General features: G+C 59.8%; 19 protein-coding genes. 14 read left to right on the top strand and 5 right to left on the bottom strand.

The window, feature by feature from the left end; translation table 11 throughout:
- Positions 1 to 257: 257 nt before the first annotated feature.
- The 7 genes from ACFQPB_RS03065 (at position 258) to ACFQPB_RS03035 (ending at position 9,296) form a co-directional block, all read left to right on the top strand.
- Positions 258 to 1,613 (top strand): lipopolysaccharide biosynthesis protein, encoded by a 1,356-nt coding sequence (locus ACFQPB_RS03065; protein ID WP_382219679.1) that lies wholly within the window; start codon positions 258 to 260, stop codon positions 1,611 to 1,613.
- A 157-nt stretch (positions 1,614 to 1,770) separates the two neighbouring features.
- On the top strand, positions 1,771 to 2,928 hold the full coding sequence (locus tag ACFQPB_RS03060) for a glycosyltransferase (protein WP_382219677.1): 1,158 nt from the start codon (positions 1,771 to 1,773) through the stop codon (positions 2,926 to 2,928).
- A 144-nt stretch (positions 2,929 to 3,072) separates the two neighbouring features.
- A complete protein-coding gene (locus ACFQPB_RS03055; protein WP_382219675.1) occupies positions 3,073 to 4,260 on the top strand; it encodes a hypothetical protein in 1,188 nt (395 codons plus the stop codon).
- Positions 4,261 to 4,324: 64 nt separating this feature from the next.
- On the top strand, positions 4,325 to 4,531 hold the full coding sequence (locus ACFQPB_RS03050; RefSeq protein WP_382219674.1) for a hypothetical protein: 207 nt from the start codon (positions 4,325 to 4,327) through the stop codon (positions 4,529 to 4,531).
- Entirely contained in the window at positions 4,528 to 7,659 is a 3,132-nt protein-coding gene (locus tag ACFQPB_RS03045; protein WP_382219672.1) for a hypothetical protein, read from the top strand. Before ACFQPB_RS03050 ends, ACFQPB_RS03045 begins: the two co-directional genes overlap by 4 nt.
- 202 nt (positions 7,660 to 7,861) lie before the next feature.
- The gene (locus tag ACFQPB_RS03040) at positions 7,862 to 8,107 is read left to right on the top strand and encodes a hypothetical protein (RefSeq protein ID WP_382219671.1); all 246 of its coding nucleotides are present in this window, start codon (positions 7,862 to 7,864) and stop codon (positions 8,105 to 8,107) included.
- Positions 8,085 to 9,296 (top strand): glycosyltransferase, encoded by a 1,212-nt coding sequence (locus tag ACFQPB_RS03035; protein ID WP_382219669.1) that lies wholly within the window; start codon positions 8,085 to 8,087, stop codon positions 9,294 to 9,296. The genes ACFQPB_RS03040 and ACFQPB_RS03035 overlap by 23 nt, the downstream gene beginning before the upstream one ends.
- A 6-nt stretch (positions 9,297 to 9,302) precedes the next feature.
- Here the strand turns inward: ACFQPB_RS03035 and metK are convergent, their stop codons facing one another.
- Complete coding sequence (metK, locus tag ACFQPB_RS03030) at positions 9,303 to 10,487, bottom strand: methionine adenosyltransferase (RefSeq protein WP_382219667.1); 1,185 nt, start codon at positions 10,485 to 10,487, stop codon at positions 9,303 to 9,305.
- 184 nt (positions 10,488 to 10,671) lie between these two features.
- Between metK and ACFQPB_RS03025 the strand changes: the two genes are divergently transcribed.
- Positions 10,672 to 11,502, top strand: a complete 831-nt coding sequence (locus tag ACFQPB_RS03025) for a lysophospholipid acyltransferase family protein (RefSeq protein ID WP_382219665.1) — start codon at positions 10,672 to 10,674, stop codon at positions 11,500 to 11,502.
- Positions 11,503 to 11,505: 3 nt separating this feature from the next.
- On the top strand, positions 11,506 to 12,384 hold the full coding sequence (locus tag ACFQPB_RS03020; RefSeq protein ID WP_382219663.1) for a lysophospholipid acyltransferase family protein: 879 nt from the start codon (positions 11,506 to 11,508) through the stop codon (positions 12,382 to 12,384).
- Between the two features lies 1 nt (position 12,385).
- Here the strand turns inward: ACFQPB_RS03020 and ACFQPB_RS03015 are convergent, their stop codons facing one another.
- Together ACFQPB_RS03015 and yihA are read right to left on the bottom strand one after the other, a co-directional pair.
- Positions 12,386 to 13,300, bottom strand: a complete 915-nt coding sequence (locus ACFQPB_RS03015; RefSeq protein WP_382219661.1) for an alpha/beta fold hydrolase — start codon at positions 13,298 to 13,300, stop codon at positions 12,386 to 12,388.
- A complete protein-coding gene (gene yihA, locus ACFQPB_RS03010) occupies positions 13,297 to 14,046 on the bottom strand; it encodes a ribosome biogenesis GTP-binding protein YihA/YsxC (RefSeq protein ID WP_382219659.1) in 750 nt (249 codons plus the stop codon). The genes ACFQPB_RS03015 and yihA overlap by 4 nt, the downstream gene beginning before the upstream one ends.
- Before the next feature lie 123 nt (positions 14,047 to 14,169).
- Here yihA and ACFQPB_RS03005 point away from each other — a divergent pair, with 123 nt between their 5' ends.
- The 5 genes from ACFQPB_RS03005 (at position 14,170) to ACFQPB_RS02985 (ending at position 20,139) form a co-directional block, all read left to right on the top strand.
- Complete coding sequence (locus ACFQPB_RS03005) at positions 14,170 to 14,784, top strand: c-type cytochrome (protein ID WP_382198971.1); 615 nt, start codon at positions 14,170 to 14,172, stop codon at positions 14,782 to 14,784.
- Positions 14,785 to 14,943: 159 nt separating this feature from the next.
- Positions 14,944 to 17,082 carry a cytochrome c biogenesis protein ResB gene (locus tag ACFQPB_RS03000; protein ID WP_382219657.1) on the top strand — a complete coding sequence of 713 codons (2,139 nt, stop codon included), beginning with the start codon at positions 14,944 to 14,946 and terminating at the stop codon, positions 17,080 to 17,082.
- The gene (gene ccsB, locus ACFQPB_RS02995) at positions 17,079 to 18,437 is read left to right on the top strand and encodes a c-type cytochrome biogenesis protein CcsB (protein WP_382219655.1); all 1,359 of its coding nucleotides are present in this window, start codon (positions 17,079 to 17,081) and stop codon (positions 18,435 to 18,437) included. Before ACFQPB_RS03000 ends, ccsB begins: the two co-directional genes overlap by 4 nt.
- Before the next feature lie 95 nt (positions 18,438 to 18,532).
- Positions 18,533 to 19,531, top strand: a complete 999-nt coding sequence (gene msrP, locus ACFQPB_RS02990; protein WP_382198974.1) for a protein-methionine-sulfoxide reductase catalytic subunit MsrP — start codon at positions 18,533 to 18,535, stop codon at positions 19,529 to 19,531.
- The gene (locus tag ACFQPB_RS02985; RefSeq protein ID WP_382219653.1) at positions 19,531 to 20,139 is read left to right on the top strand and encodes a protein-methionine-sulfoxide reductase heme-binding subunit MsrQ; all 609 of its coding nucleotides are present in this window, start codon (positions 19,531 to 19,533) and stop codon (positions 20,137 to 20,139) included. The genes msrP and ACFQPB_RS02985 overlap by 1 nt, the downstream gene beginning before the upstream one ends.
- On the opposite strand, the gene lysA is transcribed toward ACFQPB_RS02985, so the two are convergent.
- Both lysA and lptM read right to left on the bottom strand, forming a co-directional pair.
- Entirely contained in the window at positions 20,117 to 21,385 is a 1,269-nt protein-coding gene (gene lysA, locus ACFQPB_RS02980; protein ID WP_382219651.1) for a diaminopimelate decarboxylase, read from the bottom strand. The two genes, ACFQPB_RS02985 and lysA, sit on opposite strands and share 23 nt — an antisense overlap.
- Before the next feature lie 27 nt (positions 21,386 to 21,412).
- On the bottom strand, positions 21,413 to 21,577 hold the full coding sequence (lptM, locus tag ACFQPB_RS02975) for an LPS translocon maturation chaperone LptM (RefSeq protein ID WP_382219650.1): 165 nt from the start codon (positions 21,575 to 21,577) through the stop codon (positions 21,413 to 21,415).
- Positions 21,578 to 21,582: the final 5 nt, after the last annotated feature.

Below are 21,582 nucleotides of genomic sequence, written 5' to 3'. Positions count from 1 at the left end.
CTTAGACGCTTTCTCCCCAGCATCAAATTTGGCAAAAGTGTCGTCGCACCGATGAATGTGACGGGATTGAAGCAGGCGTTTCTTGTGGTCTTGGGCCTCTTCCTTGATCTGCTGTATGGGTCTCAGGATTTCGGGTGTTTTGCATTTCATGCGTCCACTAAAACAATGCAGTCGAAAATGCAATCTCTTCCCATGGACCTTGTCCGTAAGAGCCGGCAACCCTCGCTCGCCGGTTCGGAGCCTCGCTTTGGTTTGGCATGGACGTCGTTTCCGTCGGGCCGCCAGTTGAGCATGCGAGTGTGCCCATGACACGCGTGATCCGTCGGTACATTCAGTTTGCGCTTGCACCGTTCAATCGATCCCACGCGCACTTCGTCAGCAGCTCCGCGCTGGTCATGGTGTTTCCGTTGATCAGCGCTCCAATTGTCGCAAGACTCTATTCTCCCAACGATTTTGGAATTTACGCGGTTTTTTTCTCGTTGGCGACGATCACGTCCACGGTTTCCACCCTTGAGCTGCGCAACATCGCATTTCTTGAAGAGAGTCGCGAACGTGGCGCGCATGGCGTTTTGTTGACGCTTTCAACCGTCTTTTTGATCTCCTTGGCTCTTCTGTTTGCGGTGGTCTTTCTTCCCGACGCCTGGCTGATTCACTTGTTTGGCGTCGCATTTATTCCGTTTCTCATCTGGCTGCCTGTCACAGTATTTCTCATGGGCGCCGGCCTTGCCCTCAATGCTTGGGCGACGCGGGAAAAAGAGTTCAACGTCCTTGCCCGGAACAACCTTGTTCTGGGTTTGTCAACCATGCTGCTTCAGATCGGTATCGGATCGTTCTCGCCAGGCCCGATAGGGCTGATCGTTGCCAACATGCTGGGCCTGGTCCTCGGAGGTACTCTGCTTGCTGTGCTCTTCGCCAAGGCGTTTCGCAGTTTGCAGCTTCAGTTCAGCCTACGTTCAGGTTTCGGGCAGTTTCGGACGCACTATCGCCTTACGCTCTGGATGATGCCCGGCACGCTGGTGAATTCTATGAGCCAGTTTTTGCCGGACCTGTTGATCAACCGGTTCTTTGGCCCGGCGCTGCTGGGGCAATACTCGCTGGCGATGCGCATGATTAACATGCCGATTTCAATCCTCGGCAGCAGCCTGCAGGGGTTTTTTCAGCAGCAGGCATCTGAAGAGTTCAACCGAGACGGGCGTTGCACAGCCAGTTTTTGGCGTTTTGCGCTGTTGGGGATCGTCAGCGTGCTGGTGTTCATCCTGCCGGTCATCTTGGTCGTGCCGTATCTGTTCCCACTCATTTTTGGGTCGCAATGGACCGAAGCTGGCACGCTGATTCAGGCTGTCGCATTTTTGACGATCGTGCGATTCATCTCTTCACCGCTCAGTTATGTCTGGATAATTCGAGGGCGGCAGCGGCTCAATTTCATCTGGCAGATCGGTCAACTGGTCATTGGCTTGGGAACACTTGTCCTGCCATCTCTCATTGACCCCCAGATCACCCTATTTTCAACGCTTTGGATCTACAGTGTAGGGGTTGGTTGTTGGTACGTATTGGCTATCGTCATCTCTTACTCTCTGTCCAGGCGCGGTCAAACCAAACACGAACCGATGTGACGCGAGATGCTTAACCGGTTCAATCAGCTTGGTCACCCGGTGGCGCCGCACTTGACCGTCTTGGGCCGTTGCAAGCTCACGTGCTTTCGCCCAACAGGACCGATTCCGCTGAAAAATGGCAAGTAATTCAATGACGCAATTTACACTGCACATTTTCATGAACACGGCCGAAAACGCGAGCCGTCTCTACAAAGAAGCAGCCTATACGTTGAAGAATGGTATTTGCCGGCGAGTCGTGGTCCTGGCTTTCTGGAACGAGGGCCTCGCGAGAAATGAAACGACAACCGACGGGTTAGAGATTAAACGTCTACCCACTGTGCTGCACCGGTACAAGAACGCGGTGTTCTTGCGGCGGTTCGTGCTTCTCCGCAAGGTCGTCGCGCTGCTGAGTCTTTTTCAGTATGCGTTTGACTGCATCCAAACCACCCGGCGACTGAATCCAGATCATGTCAGCTGTCACAACGCTTTCATGTTGCCTGTTGCATGGGCCGCGGCCCGATCCACAGGGGCGACCCTAGAGTACCTTCCGCATGAGCTGGAAACCGAAAGGGCAGGCCTGAAGGGCATGTTCAAGCGAATAACGACCCTCATTGAACGACGGTTCATCCGGTCGGCGCGCAATGTCGTCGTTGTGTGTGAGCCAATTCACGAATGGTACCGTTCCACGTACGAATTAGATAACGTCTATGTGGTGCGAAACGTTCCTGAACAGGCAGCCGTGCAGGTCCGTCCCGTTCCCGAGGGCAGTTTCCGTGAACGGTTCAACATTCCGGAGGCTGCGACCTTATTTATTTACCAGGGGCAGATCAGTATTGGGCGCGGCATTGACGAACTGATTGATGTCTTTTCTAGGCTTGAGCCCACCATCGCGCACATCGTTTTCATGGGCTATACGGAGGGCGGCTACAAGGATATCTTGGGTGCCGCAGTACAGGCGCACTCCAACATCCATTTCCAACCCGCTGTGCCTCGGGATCAGATAGTTTCCTACTCGGCTGGTGCGGATGTCGGTATCTTTGTTGTGCCTGAGGTGCCTCTTAATGATCGATTTGCATTGCCCAACAAATTTTTCGAGTGGAGCCACGCTGGATTGCCGATGCTCTTCAGTGACAATCTTGAGTATCTGTCTGGATTGGCGCGCGAAGGATCATTTGGCTGGTCTTGCCGGTTCGAAGAAGTTGAGTCGAAGATTCTTGAAATTTGCGACACCGATCTTGAGCCGTTTGTCGAGAGTGTGCGGCGGTTTGCTGCGCCTGCCGTTTGGGATCAGGATGCAAAAATTTTCGCACATATTTACAGGCAACCGCTCGCTTAAGCCGATGATCTTCGCGCTGATGGTCGATTGTATGATTGGAGAAAATTTTGATTCGAGTGCAACACTTTTTTCTGCATGTAATCAGGGTTTGAATTGTTTTTTTGCAAGGGCTGCCCAAGAGGGTGTGGGTTTCGTATGAGGCAAATGAAAAAAGTCATCCGCTCCAAGGTTGTTGGCTTCTTGGTGGCGCCTGTTTTTTTGGTAGGTTGTGACGTTGGAAGTGTGGTTACTCCGTATGCAAAAGAAGTGGAGGGTGGAAAAATTCTGGCGAATGTGCTTTTGAATATAGACCGGCAAAACCCGGGCCGCGGTCTCGCCGACTACCCGTCCAATGAGTCTGCTGATGTACCGAAAAGCTACGCCATGATCCTTCTTGGGGCCCAAGCCGAGGCGCGCAGCAACGAGTGGCCAAGCATCAACGAGATGGGTGTCAAGGCCGGTGATTGGTTGATGGAGCATGCTGACGCCAACCAAGATGGGGTTGTGGGTTGGGGTGTGCCGATCGCTTGGGATGCCTACGGAGATGGTTCAACCAACCCAGCAAACACCGAGTACACCATTTCTACCGCTATTGTTGTTGATGCGTTGCTCGGGTGGCTGGATTACGTCGATGAGCAAAAACAACGAGATATTCTGCGACTGGTCGATCTTGCTCTGCAGCCATACGTCTCTCCAGACATGCGCACGCCAGCGGGGTTGCTTCCCTACTCGTTGTTGATGCATGACCGACGCTACGACACATTCAACTCTGCTGTGTATCTGGCAGGCCAGATGCAGCGATTCAGTGAGGTGGTGAACAACGTCGCGTTGAAAGAGCGGCTTCGACAGGCTGCAGACGCAACGATGGCGGCACTGCTCAAGAATAGAAAACAAGCCCTGAAGTCGAATACCTGGTTTTGGAACTATTCTATTCAGGAAAACTCGCCCAACGATTTGCCACATGCGGGCTATGTCATTGAAGGGGTGCTGACTTACGCGAAATACAATGGACGACTTGCGGATCAGTTCGATATCAATGGTGTTTTTGGCCATCTCATGGATTTTGTCAATGAAGACGGCGGCGTGCGTGGATGGCCGATCTTTCGTTCCAGAATAAAAACCCCACCCAGATTGTACGATTTGAGCATTGCGGCGCAATTAATGTGCCGCTTCAAGGGTGACGGGTATGGTGGTATTTTTTTGGGTGAAGTCGAGCGCTATGCGCTACCAAATGGTGGCTACTCCAAGTACCCCAGCGGAATGGATGAGAACAGACAGGTTGCCGAGTATGAGTCTTATCTGTACCGGGCGCTGATGTCGTGCGGTTTCGGCAAAGGTGGAAATGCGGAGTAAGCTTCTCATTGGGCTTTGGGTGTGTGTGATTGCAGCGGTGGTCGGGCGCTGAACTGTTCGCGTCATGTATTTATATGAGTGGAGCACGTATTTTGCGATGAGGACCAGTGCGCCGATGACTTATGCGGCAGGCTGGGAACTGACGTGTCACAAAGTGATTACAGTTGTTTTGGCTCCAAGCGATGTTTTTGGCATCAAGACTGGGTTCGCCAAGATTCCCTTTGTCTCATTAGGTGGTGGTGCTGTATTTTTGAATGGTGGTGAAGAGTGAATTGGCGCATATTTGTAGTACTTGTTTCGGCTTCGATATTGACTTCCTGGTTCTTGGCTGGCGCATCGTCAGAGGATATCAATCTTGAAGTATCGGCGCCTCTCGCAGGCTACCGCAAGCATCTCGTGGAAAATGCTGTAGTAAGTCCTACGATCCGTGGTGCAGTGGAGGTTCCTTTCGTCGTTCTCCGTGCTGGCAAGGCTGCGGCTACCGTCGAGTTCGATATCGCTAGGAGCCATTCCACTTTGCGGATGGATGACGGACAGCGCATTCCGCTTGCCTCACCCGGGATTCCCGTAGCCCTTTTCGACCTTGGCGAAGACAGGATGGGTGCTATCGTCCGGAGCTTGCCAGAAAACGAGCTTTTGCTCGCTGATTGGACTAAATCGTCGACGGAGATTCGATTCACGAAGGTGAAGCGCTCTGGTGTCGATTTTCTGATGTTCAGGGCTGCGCTTTTCCAAGAGGGTGTTCTAAACCTTGTAGTGTATGACAATAATGCTGCGAAGAACTACCTACGTCGTCTGCGGCTCGAGGGTAATCAATGGGTTGATGTTGGTCTCGATTTTGAACTTCCAACATTGGAGGATCCCGCAGGAACGCATTACGAGATGGAGCCACCAATATTCCTTTTTGGAGAGAAGGATGGACTGCGAATTGTCGCAGGCACCCTAGATGCGAAGGTAGGCAGTGAGCGGATTGTAATTGAGCGCATACGGGATTGTGAGAAAGTCCTTGAGGCGATCACCACGCCTATTGGTGTTGGAATACTTTGCAACCGCAAGAAAGTGAATGCGCTGGGCGCCTACACTGTCGTCCATCCAAAGGGAGGGACGTCCGAGGTGCTTCCGCTGTCCCAAGGTATTCCTTGGAAGCTCTCGTGGGATGAGCGCGCAGCTAAGCTAATATGGCGTAAGGCAACGGATTCGCTGTCTTATGGCGAGATGCTGGAACACGACATTCAGCGTGGCCAAAACGGCGGGATGCTGGAACTCGGCTCGAACAACATCGAAGGCCGGGTCGCTTGGTCGCAGATCTACTATCTGAATGGCTTCATGGACGCGATCTATTTAGCGCGTCGTGAGCAGCAGGCATTTGATGTATTTTATCCTCTATTGGAAAAACTGCGGTTGCGGATCGAGTTGGAGGTGCGCCTGATAGACCGCCAACTCGGGTCATCCCAAGGTTTGCATACGCGCGCCTTTACCAAGGATCGGTCACCAGCGCTATTTAGCGTACAGACCAGCCGCGCACTGCTCCTGCTCACGCGTTACGTTGAAGAATTTCCAGATGCTCAACCACTGGCAAACCTTAGAAAACTAGAGCGCGAAGTGAAGACGCTCCAGGGGCATATTGAGGTGTTGGCAGATGCTGGCGAAGATGCTAAATGGCTTGCTCCCGGGGCACGACATTTGCGGTGGCCAAAGGGGAGCGCTTTTTATTACGATGGCATGCCCGTACCTTACAACCACCAGAATGAATGGGCTTATAGCATTTTGGATGCGCACCGCGTTGCCGGGGGGAAGACAGATGACTCTGAGGTGGAGGTCCAGCGCGAAATCATCCGTCACTTCATCAGTAAGCTTGGTAAGGATGGGCGGTTCCCTGAGCCGACGGCGTGGTACTACTGGTGGGGTCATGCCTACGATGGTTATGACAAAGCATCCTTCCGCTCTGTTAATACACCTTCGTATGTGGGCGATAAGTCCCTTGCCTGGATCTCTTTTCGGACAATAGACCTAACATCGGTTCTGGCTGCCCGCGGTTATGTAGCTGAAGTTGGTGATGGATTCGAAGTCAGCGCCCGGGACCTCATCATGCGCGGCGAGGTATATCCGTTCGCGGCCCGATCGCTTGCCGGAGATGGAACTCGCCCTGGTTACCGCTCTAGCGTTGCGCACAAGTACGCGCGGTCCGGAGCTCCATGGGAAATTGCAAACGTCCCATGGGCTCTGGCCACGCTGCCGGCTGAAAAAGAGGTAGAGGATCCGCACTCCTACCGACTGAACGAAAAGGTTATCAAGCGATTGCCGTCGATTGCCAGCGCCGTAGGTGATTCTCTCCAGGCTGATCAATTCCTGCTCCAATATCTCGAGATTGCCTTGCCGTATAACGCCTCTATGGCTACTCGGGAAGCTGGTCGCGAGCTTGGTGGAAAGTATGTCGCATGGAATCTTGCCTACGACTTGCGCGCAGCCATCCTAGCCTATGAGCGGACAATGGATGAGCGATTTCTAGTGCCGTTCGAGCATGCAGCGGCGAAAGTAATCGCAATGCGGGATGATCGCTTGGGCATAGTTGACGACGTCCGCGGGCGAACTGCGAATTCGTGGGGGTCTAATCGCTACAGTGCCAACAAAAAGAAATGGGTGGCCTGGGATGCGTTCGCGGGAATGGCGGTCTACCCCCTAGTTAAGTACTGCGTGGTCGCGCGCGGTACGCCTGGGGCGACGCGGTTGTGCCCTCAATACCGCAAAGTTGCAGAGGAGGCGCTTGCCGAGTACGAGCCTTACTGGCGGGATGATGCAGCATCAGGCGGCGGGTATTACGTCGATCCTTATTTGAAGGACATTGCTCCTCTTAACCACATGTTGACTCTGGGCCTCGTCCACTTAGAGTTACAAAAGCTCGGAGCCGGTGGGCACAAGGATCGCGCCGTAAAACTTGCTCGCTTCTTCCGCTCAAACTGGAAAGATCGAAACAATGGCTCCGTTGAATGGGAGTACTGGGCAGGTGCACTGCTGAAAAAAAACCGATTGGCGACGGCGGAGGATGTGACGCATGCGCAGATCAACGTTCACTTCGCCTATGAAAGCTATAAGGTTGGAAATGTTATAACAAAAAACGATATGATCAAGTTGGCAAGGACGCTCATGCTGAATGTCAAGAAGAGTCGGGGTGACTGGGGGGCGGATCTTGCCGGTAGGGGGCAGATCACAGGCAGTGGGCTGCACGAGGGGTTAATGGGTTGGGTTGTCCTGGATGAATTCGGCAGTGGTGTGGCTCAGGAGATAGCGCGATTCGTGATGGAATATCCGGCGAGCTTTCCTCTTGGCTACTTTTCGTATGCGACCGGGCCAATTGCTATTGCCTACGGACTGACCGAGCGAATGAGCCGTGCACCATGACCGTGTTGTTTGTTCCGGCTTGGACATCTTTGCAGGTGATGCGCAATCATTTGCACGCGGATAACTTCCCACGAGAAGAGCTTGCTGCCAGACTGTATGCAGGGACGCCGCCCACTCGCTTCATCGGAATCCATGGTCAGGGCTCGTTTGATGGCTCAATGACGTTTCGAGTGGAACCGTATCATTTCGCACCATCGACTTCATGTCTGTGATGGCTTCGCTGGACTTTATGGCTGACCTTGATCGGGCGAAAATTCTTGCGTCAGGTTTTGATGCTGTGAAGTATGGTGACGTCGACCCATTTGCCGCCAGATCGCTTTTGCAGTACGGCGTAGCCCCACAAATTCAACGGCCGGTGTTGAGGCAACATTACAGAGCAACTTTGTCATGGGAGCTCGCCAATCTTCCCTGGGCCTTGTCTTTGGGTGTGTCGGCTGAAGGCTGGTGATTTTTATGTGTTTCAACGAGACGTTGCGTGCATTGACCGTTGGTCGGGAGTGGGTATGAAAAAGTCGGTTCACCTGACCCACACCGATATACGCACCGATTCCCGCATCCTCAAAGAAATGGGGTCGCTGGCCGCTGGGGGCTTTGTTGTCAGTGGCTTGGGAGTCACGCTGGAGGAGGGGGCACAGCGGTCCACGGCGGCGTTTGACGCCGAGATCGGCGCCATACGCTTGCGGTCACGAGAGTGGCGGTTCTTGCCGAGGACATTGAGGCACATGGCGTCGCTCTTTGAGCTGGTGGTGAAGATGCTGCCGGCTTCCGTTCGGCAGAAACCTGACGTGGTGCACTGCCACGACACGCTGGTGCTGCCTTTGGGCGTGATGGTGAAGCTGGTCACCGGCGCAAAACTGGTCTATGACGCCCATGAGCTGGAGTCGGATCGCAACGGTTTGACCCGTGTTCAAAGCCGTTTGACCCTGTGGGTCGAGAAACGGCTTTGGCGCTTCGTGGATGCGTTGATTGTGGTCAGCCCATCCATTCAGGGCTGGTACCACACCACGATTGGGCCCAAGCGGTCGGCTGTGATACTCAATGCGCCAGTGTACGAGGACGATGGTGTGGACCACGGTGCCTATTTGCGCACCACGTTTTCAATTCCACCCGAGCGCCGCGTTTTTATTTATGTGGGCATTTTGGGGCCAGGACGTGGGCTTGATCTGATCACGGCCGCTTTCACTCACCCGGACGTGACGTCACATGTGGTTTTTCTGGGGTATGGTGATTGGGCAGACAAGCTCAAGCAACTTGCCGCAGTGCATGCCAACTTGCATGTGCACGACGCCGTGTCACACGCGCAGGTGGTATCGGTGGTGAGATCGGCTGACTGCGGTTTGTGTCTGGTACAGAACGTTTCGTTGAGCGACTACTACTGTTTGCCCAACAAGCTGTTTGAGTATTGTTTTGCGGGTGTGCCGGTGCTGGCGTCAGACTTTCCGGACATTCGGGCTGTGCTGGAGCAGTACGGCATTGGCACCTGTTGTGCGCTGGACAGCAACAGCGTGCGCCGGGCGGTGCTCTCGCTTGAAGACACTGGCCGGAAGTTTCACTTTGAAGATTTGACGCCACTGAGTTGGCAGGCCCAAGAGCAAAAGCTCCTGGGCCTGTACCAACATCTTTTTGCTGAGCGCTGAGTCGGCTTACTTCAACCCGGCTGCCGCCCGCAAGCTAGCAGCCTTGTCCGTCCGCTCCCAGCTGAATTCGGGCTCTTCGCGCCCAAAGTGGCCGTAAGCCGCGGTTTTTTCGTAGATGGGTCGCAGCAGGTCCAGCATTTGGATGATGCCCTTGGGGCGCAGGTCGAAGTGCTGGTTGACCAGCGCGGCGATCTGCTCATCGGGGATCACGCCGGTGCCTTCGGTGTAGACCGTCACGTTCATCGGGTGGGCCACGCCGATGGCGTAGGCCACCTGGATCTGGCACTGCTTGGCCAGGCCGGCGGCGACGATGTTCTTGGCCACGTAGCGGCAGGCGTAGGCGGCCGAGCGGTCGACCTTGGTCGGGTCTTTGCCGCTGAAGGCGCCACCGCCGTGTGGGCAGGCACCGCCGTAGGTGTCAACGATGATCTTGCGGCCGGTCAGCCCACAGTCGCCCTGCGGGCCGCCAATGACGAAGCGGCCGGTGGGGTTGATCAGGTACTTGGTGTCCTGCAGCCATTCCTTGGGCAGCACCGGCTTGATGATTTCCTCGATGACCGCCTCGATGAAGCTGGCCTTCATCTTGGTCTGGGTCTCGCTCTGGTCGGGGCTGTGCTGGGTGGACAGCACCACGGTGTCGATGCTGTGGGGCTTGCCGTCCACGTAACGCATGGTCACCTGACTCTTGGCGTCCGGGCGCAAGAAGGGCAGGCGGCCATCTTTGCGCAGCTGGGCTTGGCGCTCCACCAGCCGGTGTGCGTAGTAGATGGGCGCGGGCATCAGTTCGGGCGTTTCGTCGCAGGCGTAGCCAAACATCAGGCCCTGGTCGCCGGCGCCGGTGTTCAGGTGGTCGTCCGAGGCGTGGTCCACGCCCTGGGCAATGTCGTTGGACTGCTTGTCGTAGGCCACCAGCACGGCGCAACCCTTGTAGTCGATGCCGTATTCGGTGTTGTCGTAGCCGATTCGTTTGATGGTGTCACGCGCCACCTGGATGTAGTCCACGTGCGCGTTGGTGGTGATTTCGCCCGCCAGCACCACCAGCCCGGTGTTGGTCAGGGTCTCTGCCGCCACGCGGCTGCGCGGGTCTTGCTTGAAGATCGCATCAAGGATGGCGTCGGAGATCTGGTCGGCAACCTTGTCGGGGTGGCCTTCCGAAACGGACTCGGACGTGAAAAGAAAGTCATTCGCCATGTAAGCTCCAAATCATCGGTTGTCGAGGCGTTGCCTCGGCCCTGGGAGCCCTGGCGAACGCTTTAGCAGATTTGTCAATGTATATGACAAGGCACAATCGCTCGGCCGGGGTGGCCTTCGCGCTTGTGTGTGTCGCCCTGCAAGTTGCTCTGTTAACTCAGCGACGCGCCGATTGTATTCCGCCATGCCCACCCTGTTTCGCTTCCTGTCCCATTCCCCTCTGTGGCTGCTGCATGCACTGGGCTCGGCGCTGGGTTGGGTGTCGTTCCTGCTGTCACCCAGTTACCGGCGGCGCTTGTTGGCCAACGCCGCGCAGGCGGGCTATGGGTTTGCGCAGGTGCGGGGCGCGGTGGCCCATGCCGGGCGCATGACCGCCGAACTGCCGCGCTTGTGGATGGGTTCCCCCGTGCCTTTTGAGTGGGATGGGCAAGCGGTGGTGGAGGCGGCTTACGCGCAGGGCAAAGGCGTGGTGTTTCTCACGCCCCACATGGGTTGTTTTGAGGTGATCGCGCAGGCGCTGGCCGCACGCTATGCCCAGGACCACGGCCCGCTCACGGTGTTGTTTCGCCCGGCGCGCCAGCCCTGGCTGGCAGCCGTGATGGATGGCGCCCGCGAGCGCCCGGGGCTGGAGACCGCGCCCACCACCTTGGCCGGTGTGCGTCAGATGATCAAGGCCTTGCGCAAGGGCCACGCCGTGGGCCTGCTGCCAGACCAGGTGCCGCCCGAAGGCATGGGTGTGTGGGCGCCGTTTTTTGGCCGGCCCGCCTACACCATGACCCTGGCAGCCCGCCTGGCGCAGCAAACCGGGGCCGTACCGGTGCTGGTGTGGGGGGAGCGGCTGTCTGCGGGGCGCGGATTCAAACTGCGTTTTCACGCCATGCCGGAGCCACCCTCCAACGAGCTGGAGGCTGCCGTGTTGCAGATCAACCAAGCCATGGAGCGGCTGATCCGCGAAGACCCTTCGCAGTACCTGTGGGGCTACGCGCGCTACAAACGACCTCGGGCGGAGCTGTAGGCCATGCTCTCTCGCTTCGCCATTGTTGTGATGCGCCTGTTGGCGTTTTTGCCGCTGGTTTGGGTGCGTGCGCTGGGGCGCTGGCTGGGGCTGGCACTGCACGCTCTGGCCAAGCGCCGGCGCCGCATCGCACTGACCAATCTGCGCCTGTGTTTTCCCGAGCGCACCGAGATGGAGCGCGAGGCCATCGTGCGGCAAAACTTCGTCTACTTCATGCAGGCCTGGCTGGACCGCAGTTGGCTGTGGCATGCGCCGCGCGAGGTGCTGGAGTCGCGCTTCAAACGTGTGGGTGACTGGGGGGTGTTCCAGGGCGAGGCGCCCACCATCGTGTTTGCGCCGCATTTTTATGGCCTGGATGCAGGCGCCATGGCCTTGGCCATGGCGGCTGATCGGCGCTTCACCACCATCTACACCACCCAGGTCAACCGCGCGGTGGACGAGTGGATGAAGGTGGGCCGGGCACGGTTTGGCGATGTCAGCCTGCTCAACCGCGACGATGGCGTCAAACCCATTGTCAGCAGCCTGCGCAAGGGCGGTTTGTTGTACCTCTTGCCCGACATGAACTTCGGGCCCGAGGAGTCCATTTTTGTGCCGTTTTACGGTGTGCCCACCGCCACGGTGCCGTCCTTGTCGCGTTTTGCGCGTTTGGGCCGCGCCAAGGTGGTGCCGTTGGTCACGCGCATCACACCGTCTGGCTACGAGATCGAGGCCATGCCGGTGTGGGTAGGCTTCCCCTCCGACGGCGTGGAAGCCGATACCGCTCTCATGAACGCGCGCCTGCAAACCTGGATCGACCAGGCGCCCGATCAGTACTGGTGGGTGCACAAACGCTTCAAAACCCGGCCGCCAGGCGAGCCGTCGGTGTACGGCGGCCGCGACTGATTCAGGGCCGTGCCGCGAGTGCCCCTGCCAACCACGCGATGACGCGCTGTGGTTGCTCGTGCACCACCCAGTGGGTGGCCCCGGGCAGTTGGGTCAGGTGGAGCTTCGGCACAAAGTCGCCCAGTCCATCCAGCAGGCCCGGGGGCAGGGCGGTGTCGTCCATGGCCCACAGCACATGGGTGGGCACATGCACTTCCAACATCGCGCGCGGCAGGGTCACGGTGGTTGCGCCGGGGTCGCTTGCCGTCGCAGGACGCAAGGGCGAGGCACGGTAGTAGTTCAACGCGCCGTCCAGGCCTTGGCGCCACACGGCGCGGAATTGCGCTTTCACGGCATCGGTCAGCCAGGCGTGTGGGCCGTCGGCCGCGCCCATGTTGGTGAAAAAAGGCCACAGCCGTTTGAAGTCGTCCTCAGCCAGCAGTGCCGCCGCGTCGGGCCGGCACAAGAAGCTCATGTAGGCGCTGGCGGCTTGTTGTTCGGGTGACTGCTGGAGTTCGCGCAAAAAGGTGCCGGGGTGGGGCGAGTTGATGATGGCCAGGCGTTCCAACTGTTGTGGGTGAAGTGCGGCCAGGTTCCAGGCCACCGCGCCGCCCCAGTCGTGCGCCACCAGGGCCGCCAGCGGTGCGCCGTCCGCTTCCAGGGCAATCAGCGCCAGCACGTCTTGCACCAGGTGTTTGGCGCGGTAGTCGCTCACATCGGGTGGCGTGCTGGAGCCCGCATAGCCGCGCAGGTTGGGGGCCACACAGCGGTAGCCGCCGTGTTCGGGGCGCGAAAAGTGGGTCAGCAGTTCGTCCCACACAAAAGCGGCTTCCGGGAAGCCGTGCAAAAACAGCAGCACCGGCCTGCCACGTTCACCGCTGCTGCGGCATTCCAGCGAAATGCCATGGGGCAGGGTGAGCGTGTGGCGTTCGATCATGTGGGTGGCGTGTCGGGTTCGGCGGGTTCGGGCGGGGTGGGCGTTGGGGTTTCATCGGCCTGGGCCAGCGTGATGGTGGGCGCGGTGCGCACCCAGCGCCACAACAGTTGTGCCACCTCGTCCAAGCCTTGTTTTTTGAGGGCCGAGAACAGTTTGGCCTCGCCGCCGCCGGCTTGCAGTCGCGCAATCGACAGCGCCTTGTTGGCTTCGGCGCGGGTCAGTTTGTCGGCCTTGGTGAGCAGCACCAGGAACTGCAGCCCTTCTTCCACGCGCGGGCGGATGATGTCGAGCAGGATTTCGTCCAGTTCGGTCAGGCCCAGGCGGGGGTCGCACAGCAGCACCACGCCGCGCAGGTTTTCGCGCGTCATGAGGTAGTTGGACATGACCCGTTGCCAGCGCAGCTTGGCTTCTTTGGGCACGGCCGCGTAGCCGTAGCCCGGCAGATCGGCCAGCACGGCGTCGGTGACGCCTTGTTTGCCCAGTGAAAACAGGTTGATGCTCTGGGTGCGGCCGGGCGTTTTGGAGGCAAAGGCCAGGCGCTTTTGTTGTGTCAGCGTGTTGATGCAGGTGGACTTGCCCGCGTTGGAGCGGCCCACAAAGGCGATTTCAGGCACCGTCAGCGGGGGCAGGAATTGCAGTTGCGGCGCCGTGGTGAGAAAGCGGGCGGTGTGCAGCCAGCCGTGGGCGATTTTGGCGTCCACGTCGGGGTTGGCAACCGGGGTTGCGGGGGAAGTGGTGGTGTTCATGAAGGGCGCCTTTCGGGCCATTGTAAAATGCCGGTGTTTTGCGCCTGCGCGGCGCGCCGTTTGGCGGTTTGCGTGGGTGTTTCGTAAACCGCGTGAAGATCGCCCACGTTGATAGCCCTCGACATGAAACCGTTTGCCACCTTTTTCAGCGCCGTCGCGCTGGCCGTTGTTTCCCTGTCTGCCCAGGCTCAGGCCGCCAAACCCGACCTGAACAAGGGCGCGGCGCTCTACGGTCAGGTGTGTGTGGCTTGCCACGCGGCCGACGGCAACTCGTCCATCCCCGCCAACCCCAAGCTGGCGCAGCAGCATCCCGAGTACCTGGTCAAGCAGTTGCAGGAGTTCAAGTCCGGCAAACGCGACAACGCGGTGATGAAGGGTTTTGCGTCCGCCATGTCCGAAGAAGACATGCGCAACGTGTCGTACTGGCTGGCTTCGCAGAAGAACAAGCCCGGTTTTGCCAAGGAAAAAGACCTGGTCAAGCTGGGTGAACGCATTTACCGCGGTGGCATCACCGACCGCAAGATCGCCGCTTGTGCATCCTGCCACGGCCCGGCCGGTTCGGGCATGCCGGCCCAGTACCCGCGTGTGTCGGGCCAACATGCCGACTACACCGCCGCTCAATTGCGCGCTTTCCGCGACGGGGCACGCAAGAACAACGTGCAAATGACCCAGGTGGCGGCGTACCTGACCGAGCGTGAGATCAAAGCCGTGTCCGACTACATTGCCGGCTTGCGCTGACAGGTGGCAAGGCCCCGCCGACAGGTGGGGATATAAGCGAATATTAATATTCAACGGCAAAATGCGCGGAGTTTTCACAAAACGCTGAACCGCCAGGCCGAAATCGCATCACAGACGGGGCGGGCTTGAACAAGGCCCGCCCTTTTTTTACACCGCTACATGACCGTTTCCACCCAAGGCCTGCAGATCGACTCCGGTTCGCGTTTCATGCGCAACGCGGTGGAATTGCTGTCGTCCATGCGTTTTGCCATCTCGTTGCTGACGGTGATCTGCATTGCCTCGGTGATTGGCACGGTGGTCAAGCAGCACGAGCCCATCAACAACTACGTCAACCAGTTTGGGCCGTTCTGGGCAGAGGTGTTTGGTGCGCTCGACCTGTACGCGGTCTACAGCGCCTGGTGGTTCCTGTTGATTCTGGCCTTTCTGGTGCTCAGCACCAGCCTGTGCATCGTGCGCAACACCCCGAAAATTTTTGCCGACCTGCGCACCTACAAAGAAAACCTGCGGGAGCAAAGCCTCAAGGCTTTTGGCCACCGCGCTGAAAACACCTTGGCCGAAGCGCCAGAGGTGGCGGCGCAGCGCATTGGCAGCACGCTGGCCAGCAGCGGCTGGAAGGTGAAACTGCAGCAGCGCGACACCCCGGTGGGCACCGGCTGGATGGTGGCGGCCAAGGCGGGTGCGGCCAACAAGATCGGGTATCTCGCGGCGCACAGCGCCATCGTGCTGGTGTGTATTGGTGGGCTGCTCGACGGTGATCTCATCGTGCGCGCGCAGATGTGGTTCAACGGCAAGACCGTGTTCGAGGGCGGCGGCATGATCGCCGATGTGCCGGCCGAGCACCGGCTGTCGCCCACCAACCCGACCTTTCGCGGCAACATCCTGGTCACCGAAGGTACGCAGTCCAGCACCGCCATCCTCAGCCAGCCCACAGGCGTGCTGCTGCAAGACCTGCCGTTCTCGATCGAACTCAAGAAGTTCATCGTCGAGTACTACTCCACCGGCATGCCCAAATTGTTCGCCAGCGACGTCGTTATCCACGACAAAGAGACGGGCGAAAAAAAGGAGGCACGGGTCGAGGTCAACCACCCGGTCAGCCACCGGGGCATACAGATTTACCAGTCCAGCTTCGACGATGGGGGCTCGCGCGTGAAGCTGCGCGCCGCGCCCATGGGCACGGTCACCGCCCCCTTCGAGGTCGAGGGCACCATTGGCGGTTCGACCGAGCTCAGCAACGGTGACCAGCGACTGACGCTGGAGTTCACCGGCCTGCGTGTCATCAACGTCGAGAACATGAGCGATGCCGCGTCCGCCTCGGGGGCCGACGTGCGCAAGGTGGACCTGCGCCACGCCATCGAAGGCCGACTCGGTGCCGCCAACAAGACCGTGAGCAAAAAAGAGCTGCGCAACATCGGCCCCAGCGTGAGCTACAAGCTGCGCGACGCAGCGGGCCAGGCCACCGAATTCCAGAACTACATGTTGCCGGTGGAGCTGGACGGCGCGCGCTTGTTCCTGCTGGGCATGCGTGAGACGCCGGCCGAGCCCTTCCGTTACCTGCGCGTACCGGCCGACGACCAGGACAGCCTCGACGGCTTTGTGCGGCTGCGCACGGCCCTGACCGACCCGGCGCAGCGCGCCCGCGCTGTGGCGCGCTACGTGGCGCGCGCGGCCGACACCAGCAATGCCCAGATGACCCAGGCGCTTGCCGCCTCGGCCGGCCGCGCGCTGGACTTGTTTGCCGGCGTGGACCCATCGCTGGACACCTTGAAGCCGGCCGATCAGGCGGCGCCGCTGGGCGGTTTGCAGGCGGTGTCGCGCTTCATGGAGGTCAACGTGCCCGAGGCCGAGCGCGAGCGCGCTGGCGAGGTGCTGGTGCGCATCCTCAACGGCACCTTGTTCGAGTTGCTGCAGATCAGCCGTGAGGCCGCTGGCCTCAAGCCACTGGACGGTGAAGCCGAATCCACCCAGCGCTTCATGACGCAGTCCGTGCTGGCGCTCAGCGACGCCTTTTTCTACCCGGCGCCCATGGCCTTGCAGCTCACCGATTTCACGCAGGTGCAGGCCAGCGTGTTTCAGGTGGCACGCGCACCCGGCAAAACCATCGTCTACCTGGGTTGCCTGTTGCTGATTCTGGGCGTTTTTGCCATGCTCTATGTGCGCGAACGCCGCCTGTGGGTGTGGCTGGCGCCTTCAGCCGGCGGCGCCCAAGCCACCATGGCCTTGTCCACCAACCGCAAGACGATGGACGGCGACCGCGAATTCGACATGCTCAAGTCCCGACTGATACAGGTATCGCCATGAACACCGCCACGCAGACCTTGAATGCCAAGTCCCCCCAGGCCATGACGCTCAACGGCAGCTTCATGTCGCGCCGCAACGCGTTCGACTGGCTGTTTGCGTTGCTGGTGCTTGCCGGCACCGCGTTTGCGTTCATGCGCTACGCCGACTTCATGGATGGCTATGAAAAAGCCATCCTGGTGGGCTCGGCACCGGCGGCCATTTGGCTGGGCTGGTTCTGGCGACCGCTGCGGGCGTTGATGGTGGTGGTGGCTGCGCTGTCGCTGTTGGCCATTGCGCTGTACCAGACCGATGCCGGCGCCCAACTCGCGCGGGCCGATCAGGCCTTCCTGCTCAAGTATTTCATTTCCAGCCAATCGGCCATCCTGTGGATGAGCGTGCTGTTTTTCATGAGCACCCTGTTCTACTGGGGCGGGCTGTTCAGCCGCCGGGTGGGCGACAGCTTTGAGCTGCTGGGTTCGCGCCTGGCATGGGTCGCCGTGACGCTGGCGCTGGTGGGCACCATGGTGCGCTGGTACGAGAGCTACCTGATCGGCCCCGATGTGGGCCACATCCCGGTGAGCAACCTGTACGAAGTGTTCGTGATGTTCTGCTGGATGACAGCGGCCTTCTACCTGTACTACGAAGACCGCTACGACACCCGCCGCATGGGCGCGTTTGTGATGCTGGTGGTGAGTGCGGCCGTGGGCTTTTTGCTGTGGTACACGGTGGTGCGCGAGGCGCATGAAATCCAGCCCCTGGTGCCCGCGCTGCAAAGCTGGTGGATGAAGCTGCATGTGCCGGCCAACTTCATCGGCTATGGCACCTTTGCCATCGCCGCCATGCTGGCCTTTGCCTACCTCATCAAACAGAGCGCAGGCGAAACCCGCTGGTACAAACTCGCGCCGCTGTGGTTGTTGGGTGTGGTGCTGTGCCTGGAGCCGCTGGTGTTCCGCCAGGATTCGCTGGACAAAGGCGGCAGCTACTGGTTTGTGTATTTCGGCATCTCGGCCTTGATCGTGGCCGCCATCATGCTGGGGCGCCGCCGCATTGCCGAGCGTCTGCCCAGCTTTGAGGTGCTGGACGATGTGATGTACAAGGCCATCGCCGTGGGCTTTGCCTTCTTCACCATCGCCACCGTGCTCGGGGCCTTGTGGGCGGCCGAAGCCTGGGGCGGCTACTGGAGTTGGGACCCCAAGGAAACCTGGGCCTTGATCGTGTGGCTCAACTACGCAGCTTGGCTGCACATGCGCCTCATCAAAGGCCTGCGCGGCACCGTGGCGGCCTGGTGGGCGTTGGTGGGTTTGGCCATCACCACCTTCGCTTTCCTGGGTGTGAACATGTTCCTGAGCGGCCTGCACAGCTACGGTGAACTCTGACTTCTGTGGGGTCTTGGGCGGTGTGCTGACGAGCCGCCCCGAGGAACTTGTGAGAATGGCATGCACTCTACGCCCGAACACCCAGAGGACGCGCCATGCTGATTCGCTCTCAAGACAACGGATTCAACCACCCCATCGCCAGCGAGATCACACCACCTGACGCCTACCTGCGGCGGCGCGAGTGGTTGCAACAGGTGGCCATGGGTGCGGGTGCCTTGGGCATGGGGGCCTGGGCAACGCGCGACGCGCGGGCGCAGATGGCCCGACCAGGCAAGCTGGCGCCGCTGCCGGGCGTCAAGTCCGCAGTGGCCGGCGCATCGACCGTTGAGGCGGTCACGGCCTACGACGACGCAACGCTCTACAACAACTTCTACGAGTTCGGCACCGACAAGTCCGACCCGGCCGCCTATTCCAAGCAGTTCAAGCCCCGGCCGTGGACGGTGCAGGTGGAGGGCTTGGTCAAAAATCCCCGCACCTACGGCATTGAAGATCTGCTCAAACTCAGCGCCATGGAAGAGCGCATTTACCGACTGCGCTGCGTCGAAGGCTGGTCCATGGTCATCCCTTGGGTGGGGTATTCGGTGGCCGAGCTGATCAAAAAAGTGGAGCCATTGGGCAGCGCCAAATACGTTGAATTTGTGACCCTGGCCGACAAGGCGCAGATGCCTGGTTTGCGCTCGGGCGTGCTGGATTGGCCTTATGTGGAAGGCTTGCGGCTGGACGAAGCCATGCACCCGCTGACCCTGCTGGCCTTTGGCATGTACGGCGAGGTGTTGCCCAACCAGAACGGCGCGCCGTTGCGGCTGGTGGTGCCCTGGAAGTACGGGTTCAAGAGCGGCAAATCGCTGGTCAAGATCCGCTTCACCGACAAGGAGCCGCGCACCGCGTGGAACGTCTCGGCACCGCAGGAATACGGCTTCTACTCCAACGTCAACCCCGACGTGGCGCACCCCCGCTGGAGCCAGGCGAGTGAGCGCCGCATCGGTGAAGGGCAGGGCCTGTTTGCCAAGCGGCGGAAAACGCTGATGTTCAATGGCTACGAGCCGCAGGTGGGCCAGTTGTACGCCGGCATGGATTTGCGCAAATTTTTCTGATGCAGGCCTTGTTGACCCGCTCCTGGGTCAAGCCACTGTTGTTTGTGTTGTGCACCCTGCCGGCGTTTTGGCTGGTGGGGGCGGGCTTGTTGAACCAACTGGGTGCCAACCCCGCCGAGGCACTGATCCGTGGCCTGGGCGACTGGACCTTGCGCTTCCTGTGCCTCGTCTTGCTGGTCACGCCGCTGCGGCACCACACGGGCTGGACGGTGGTGGCGCGCTGGCGCCGCATGCTGGGCTTGTTCGTGTTTTTCTATGCCAGCCTGCACCTGCTGGCCTATGCCTGGCTGGACATGGGCTTTGACTTGGTCGAGTTGCTGCCCGACATCGTCAAGCGTCCCTTCATCACCGTGGGCATGCTGGCTTGGGGCTTGTTGCTGGCGCTGGCCGCCACGTCGTTCAACCGTGCCATCAAGGCGATGGGGGCACGCCGCTGGCAGCGGCTGCACCGCGCGGTCTACGCGGTGGCCGTGCTGGGCGTGCTGCACTTCTTCTGGATGCGGGCCGGCAAGCAGTTGTTTGGCGAGGTGGCGGTGTACGCCGCCCTCCTGGGCGCGCTGCTGGGTTGGCGTGTGTGGTGGCGGTTCAGAGCGCGCGTTCCAGCCTGAGCTGGTCGGCCACACTTTCGCGCTCACGGATCAGCATGGCTTGGGCGCCGTCCACCAACACCTCGGCCGCACGGCCGCGGGTGTTGTAGTTGCTGGCCATGCTCATGCAGTACGCCCCGGCCGACAACACCGCCAACAGGTCGCCCTGGGCCACATTGAGCTCGCGGTCGCGGCCGATCCAGTCACCGCTCTCGCACACCGGGCCCACCACGTCCCAGGTGGTGGTGGCGCCATCGCGCGGCAGCACGGGCACGATGCCGTGGTGCGCCTGGTACATGGCCGGGCGCGGCAGGTCGTTCATGGCCGCGTCCACGATCAGGAAGTTTTTCTGCTCGCCCGGCTTGAGGTAGAGCACCTCGGTGATGCACACGCCGGCATTGCCCACCAGCGAGCGGCCGGGCTCGATCATCAGTTTGCGTTGGCCAAAACCACGCGCGTCCAGCTTGGCCAGCAGCGCGGCCCACAGCGTGTCGGCCGCAGGCGGGGTGTCGCCCTGGTAGTCGATGCCCAGGCCGCCGCCGAAGTCGATGTGCTGGATGGGCACGCCCGCCGCTTCGATGGCGGTGACCAGGTCCAGCACGCGGTCCATGGCGTCGAGGTAGGGCGCCATCTCGGTGATTTGTGAGCCGATGTGGCAGTCGATACCGACCACGCGCAGCCCCTTGCACGACGCGGCAAACAGGTAGGTTTCTACTGCGTCCTGGTGGGCGATGCCGAACTTGTTGCCTTTCAGGCCGGTGGAAATGTAGGGGTGGGTTTTGGCGTCCACATCGGGGTTGACGCGCACGCTCACCGGTGCGCGCTGGCCCATGCTGCGGGCCACTTCGTCCAGCACTTCCAGTTCGGCGCGGCTCTCGACGTTGAAGCAGCCGATGCCGGCGTCCAGCGCGCGGCGCATTTCGGCGCGGGTTTTGCCCACGCCCGAAAAAATGATTTTGTGGGGCTCGCAGCCGGCGGCCAGGGCACGGTCGAGTTCACCCCCCGAGACGATGTCCAGTCCACAGCCCGCGCGCACAAAGGTTTGCAGGATGGCCAGCGAGCTGTTGGCCTTCATGGCGTAGCAGATCTGCGCGTCGCGTCCAGCAAAACCACGCTGGTAGGTGGCCAGTGCTTGCAGCATGGCGGCCTTGGCGTAGATGAACAGCGGCGTGCCGTGGGCGCGCGCCAAGTCGTTCACCGACACGTCTTCGACCATCAACTGGCCGTTGCGGTAGCCGATGAACGGCCGCAGGAAATCAGAGCTCATGCCGGAAATTGTGCAAAAAGCGCGCGGTCAGCGCGGGGTGGGTGTTTTTGAGGAAGGCTGGTCGGCCGGGGCGGGCATGTAGAGCGCGCCCTTCTGGCCACAGCCTGCGGCCACGAGCGCGGCGGCCAGCGCCAAGGCCACAAGGCGAATGGGGCGGCGGCGCGAGCCTAAAATTTGGGTGCCGAACAACATCACAA

Origin of the sequence: Hydrogenophaga atypica, from assembly GCF_042665215.1 — a bacterium.
Classification (GTDB): Bacteria; Pseudomonadota; Gammaproteobacteria; order Burkholderiales; family Burkholderiaceae_C; genus Hydrogenophaga; species Hydrogenophaga defluvii_A.
Note: the sequence above shows the minus strand (reverse complement) of the source record. Positions and strands in the feature narration are given on the sequence as shown.

Bases quoted from the DNA above. Each gene is read 5' to 3' on its own strand.
- ACFQPB_RS03060 (WP_382219677.1), top strand. From the start codon at position 1,771: ATGAACACGGCCGAAAACGCGAGCCGTCTCTACAAAGAAGCAGCCTAT.
- ACFQPB_RS03005 (WP_382198971.1), top strand. From the start codon at position 14,170: ATGAAACCGTTTGCCACCTTTTTCAGCGCCGTCGCGCTGGCCGTTGTT.
- ACFQPB_RS03000 (WP_382219657.1), top strand. From the start codon at position 14,944: ATGACCGTTTCCACCCAAGGCCTGCAGATCGACTCCGGTTCGCGTTTC.
- ACFQPB_RS03055 (WP_382219675.1), top strand. From the start codon at position 3,073: ATGAAAAAAGTCATCCGCTCCAAGGTTGTTGGCTTCTTGGTGGCGCCT.
- ACFQPB_RS03040 (WP_382219671.1), top strand. From the start codon at position 7,862: ATGTCTGTGATGGCTTCGCTGGACTTTATGGCTGACCTTGATCGGGCG.
- ACFQPB_RS03065 (WP_382219679.1), top strand. From the start codon at position 258: ATGGACGTCGTTTCCGTCGGGCCGCCAGTTGAGCATGCGAGTGTGCCC.
- ACFQPB_RS03050 (WP_382219674.1), top strand. From the start codon at position 4,325: ATGTATTTATATGAGTGGAGCACGTATTTTGCGATGAGGACCAGTGCG.
- metK (WP_382219667.1), bottom strand. From the start codon at position 10,487: ATGGCGAATGACTTTCTTTTCACGTCCGAGTCCGTTTCGGAAGGCCAC.
- ACFQPB_RS03020 (WP_382219663.1), top strand. From the start codon at position 11,506: ATGCTCTCTCGCTTCGCCATTGTTGTGATGCGCCTGTTGGCGTTTTTG.
- ACFQPB_RS03025 (WP_382219665.1), top strand. From the start codon at position 10,672: ATGCCCACCCTGTTTCGCTTCCTGTCCCATTCCCCTCTGTGGCTGCTG.
- yihA (WP_382219659.1), bottom strand. From the start codon at position 14,046: ATGAACACCACCACTTCCCCCGCAACCCCGGTTGCCAACCCCGACGTG.
- ccsB (WP_382219655.1), top strand. From the start codon at position 17,079: ATGAACACCGCCACGCAGACCTTGAATGCCAAGTCCCCCCAGGCCATG.
- msrP (WP_382198974.1), top strand. From the start codon at position 18,533: ATGCTGATTCGCTCTCAAGACAACGGATTCAACCACCCCATCGCCAGC.
- lysA (WP_382219651.1), bottom strand. From the start codon at position 21,385: ATGAGCTCTGATTTCCTGCGGCCGTTCATCGGCTACCGCAACGGCCAG.
- ACFQPB_RS02985 (WP_382219653.1), top strand. From the start codon at position 19,531: ATGCAGGCCTTGTTGACCCGCTCCTGGGTCAAGCCACTGTTGTTTGTG.
- ACFQPB_RS03015 (WP_382219661.1), bottom strand. From the start codon at position 13,300: ATGATCGAACGCCACACGCTCACCCTGCCCCATGGCATTTCGCTGGAA.
- lptM (WP_382219650.1), bottom strand. From the start codon at position 21,577: ATGTTGTTCGGCACCCAAATTTTAGGCTCGCGCCGCCGCCCCATTCGC.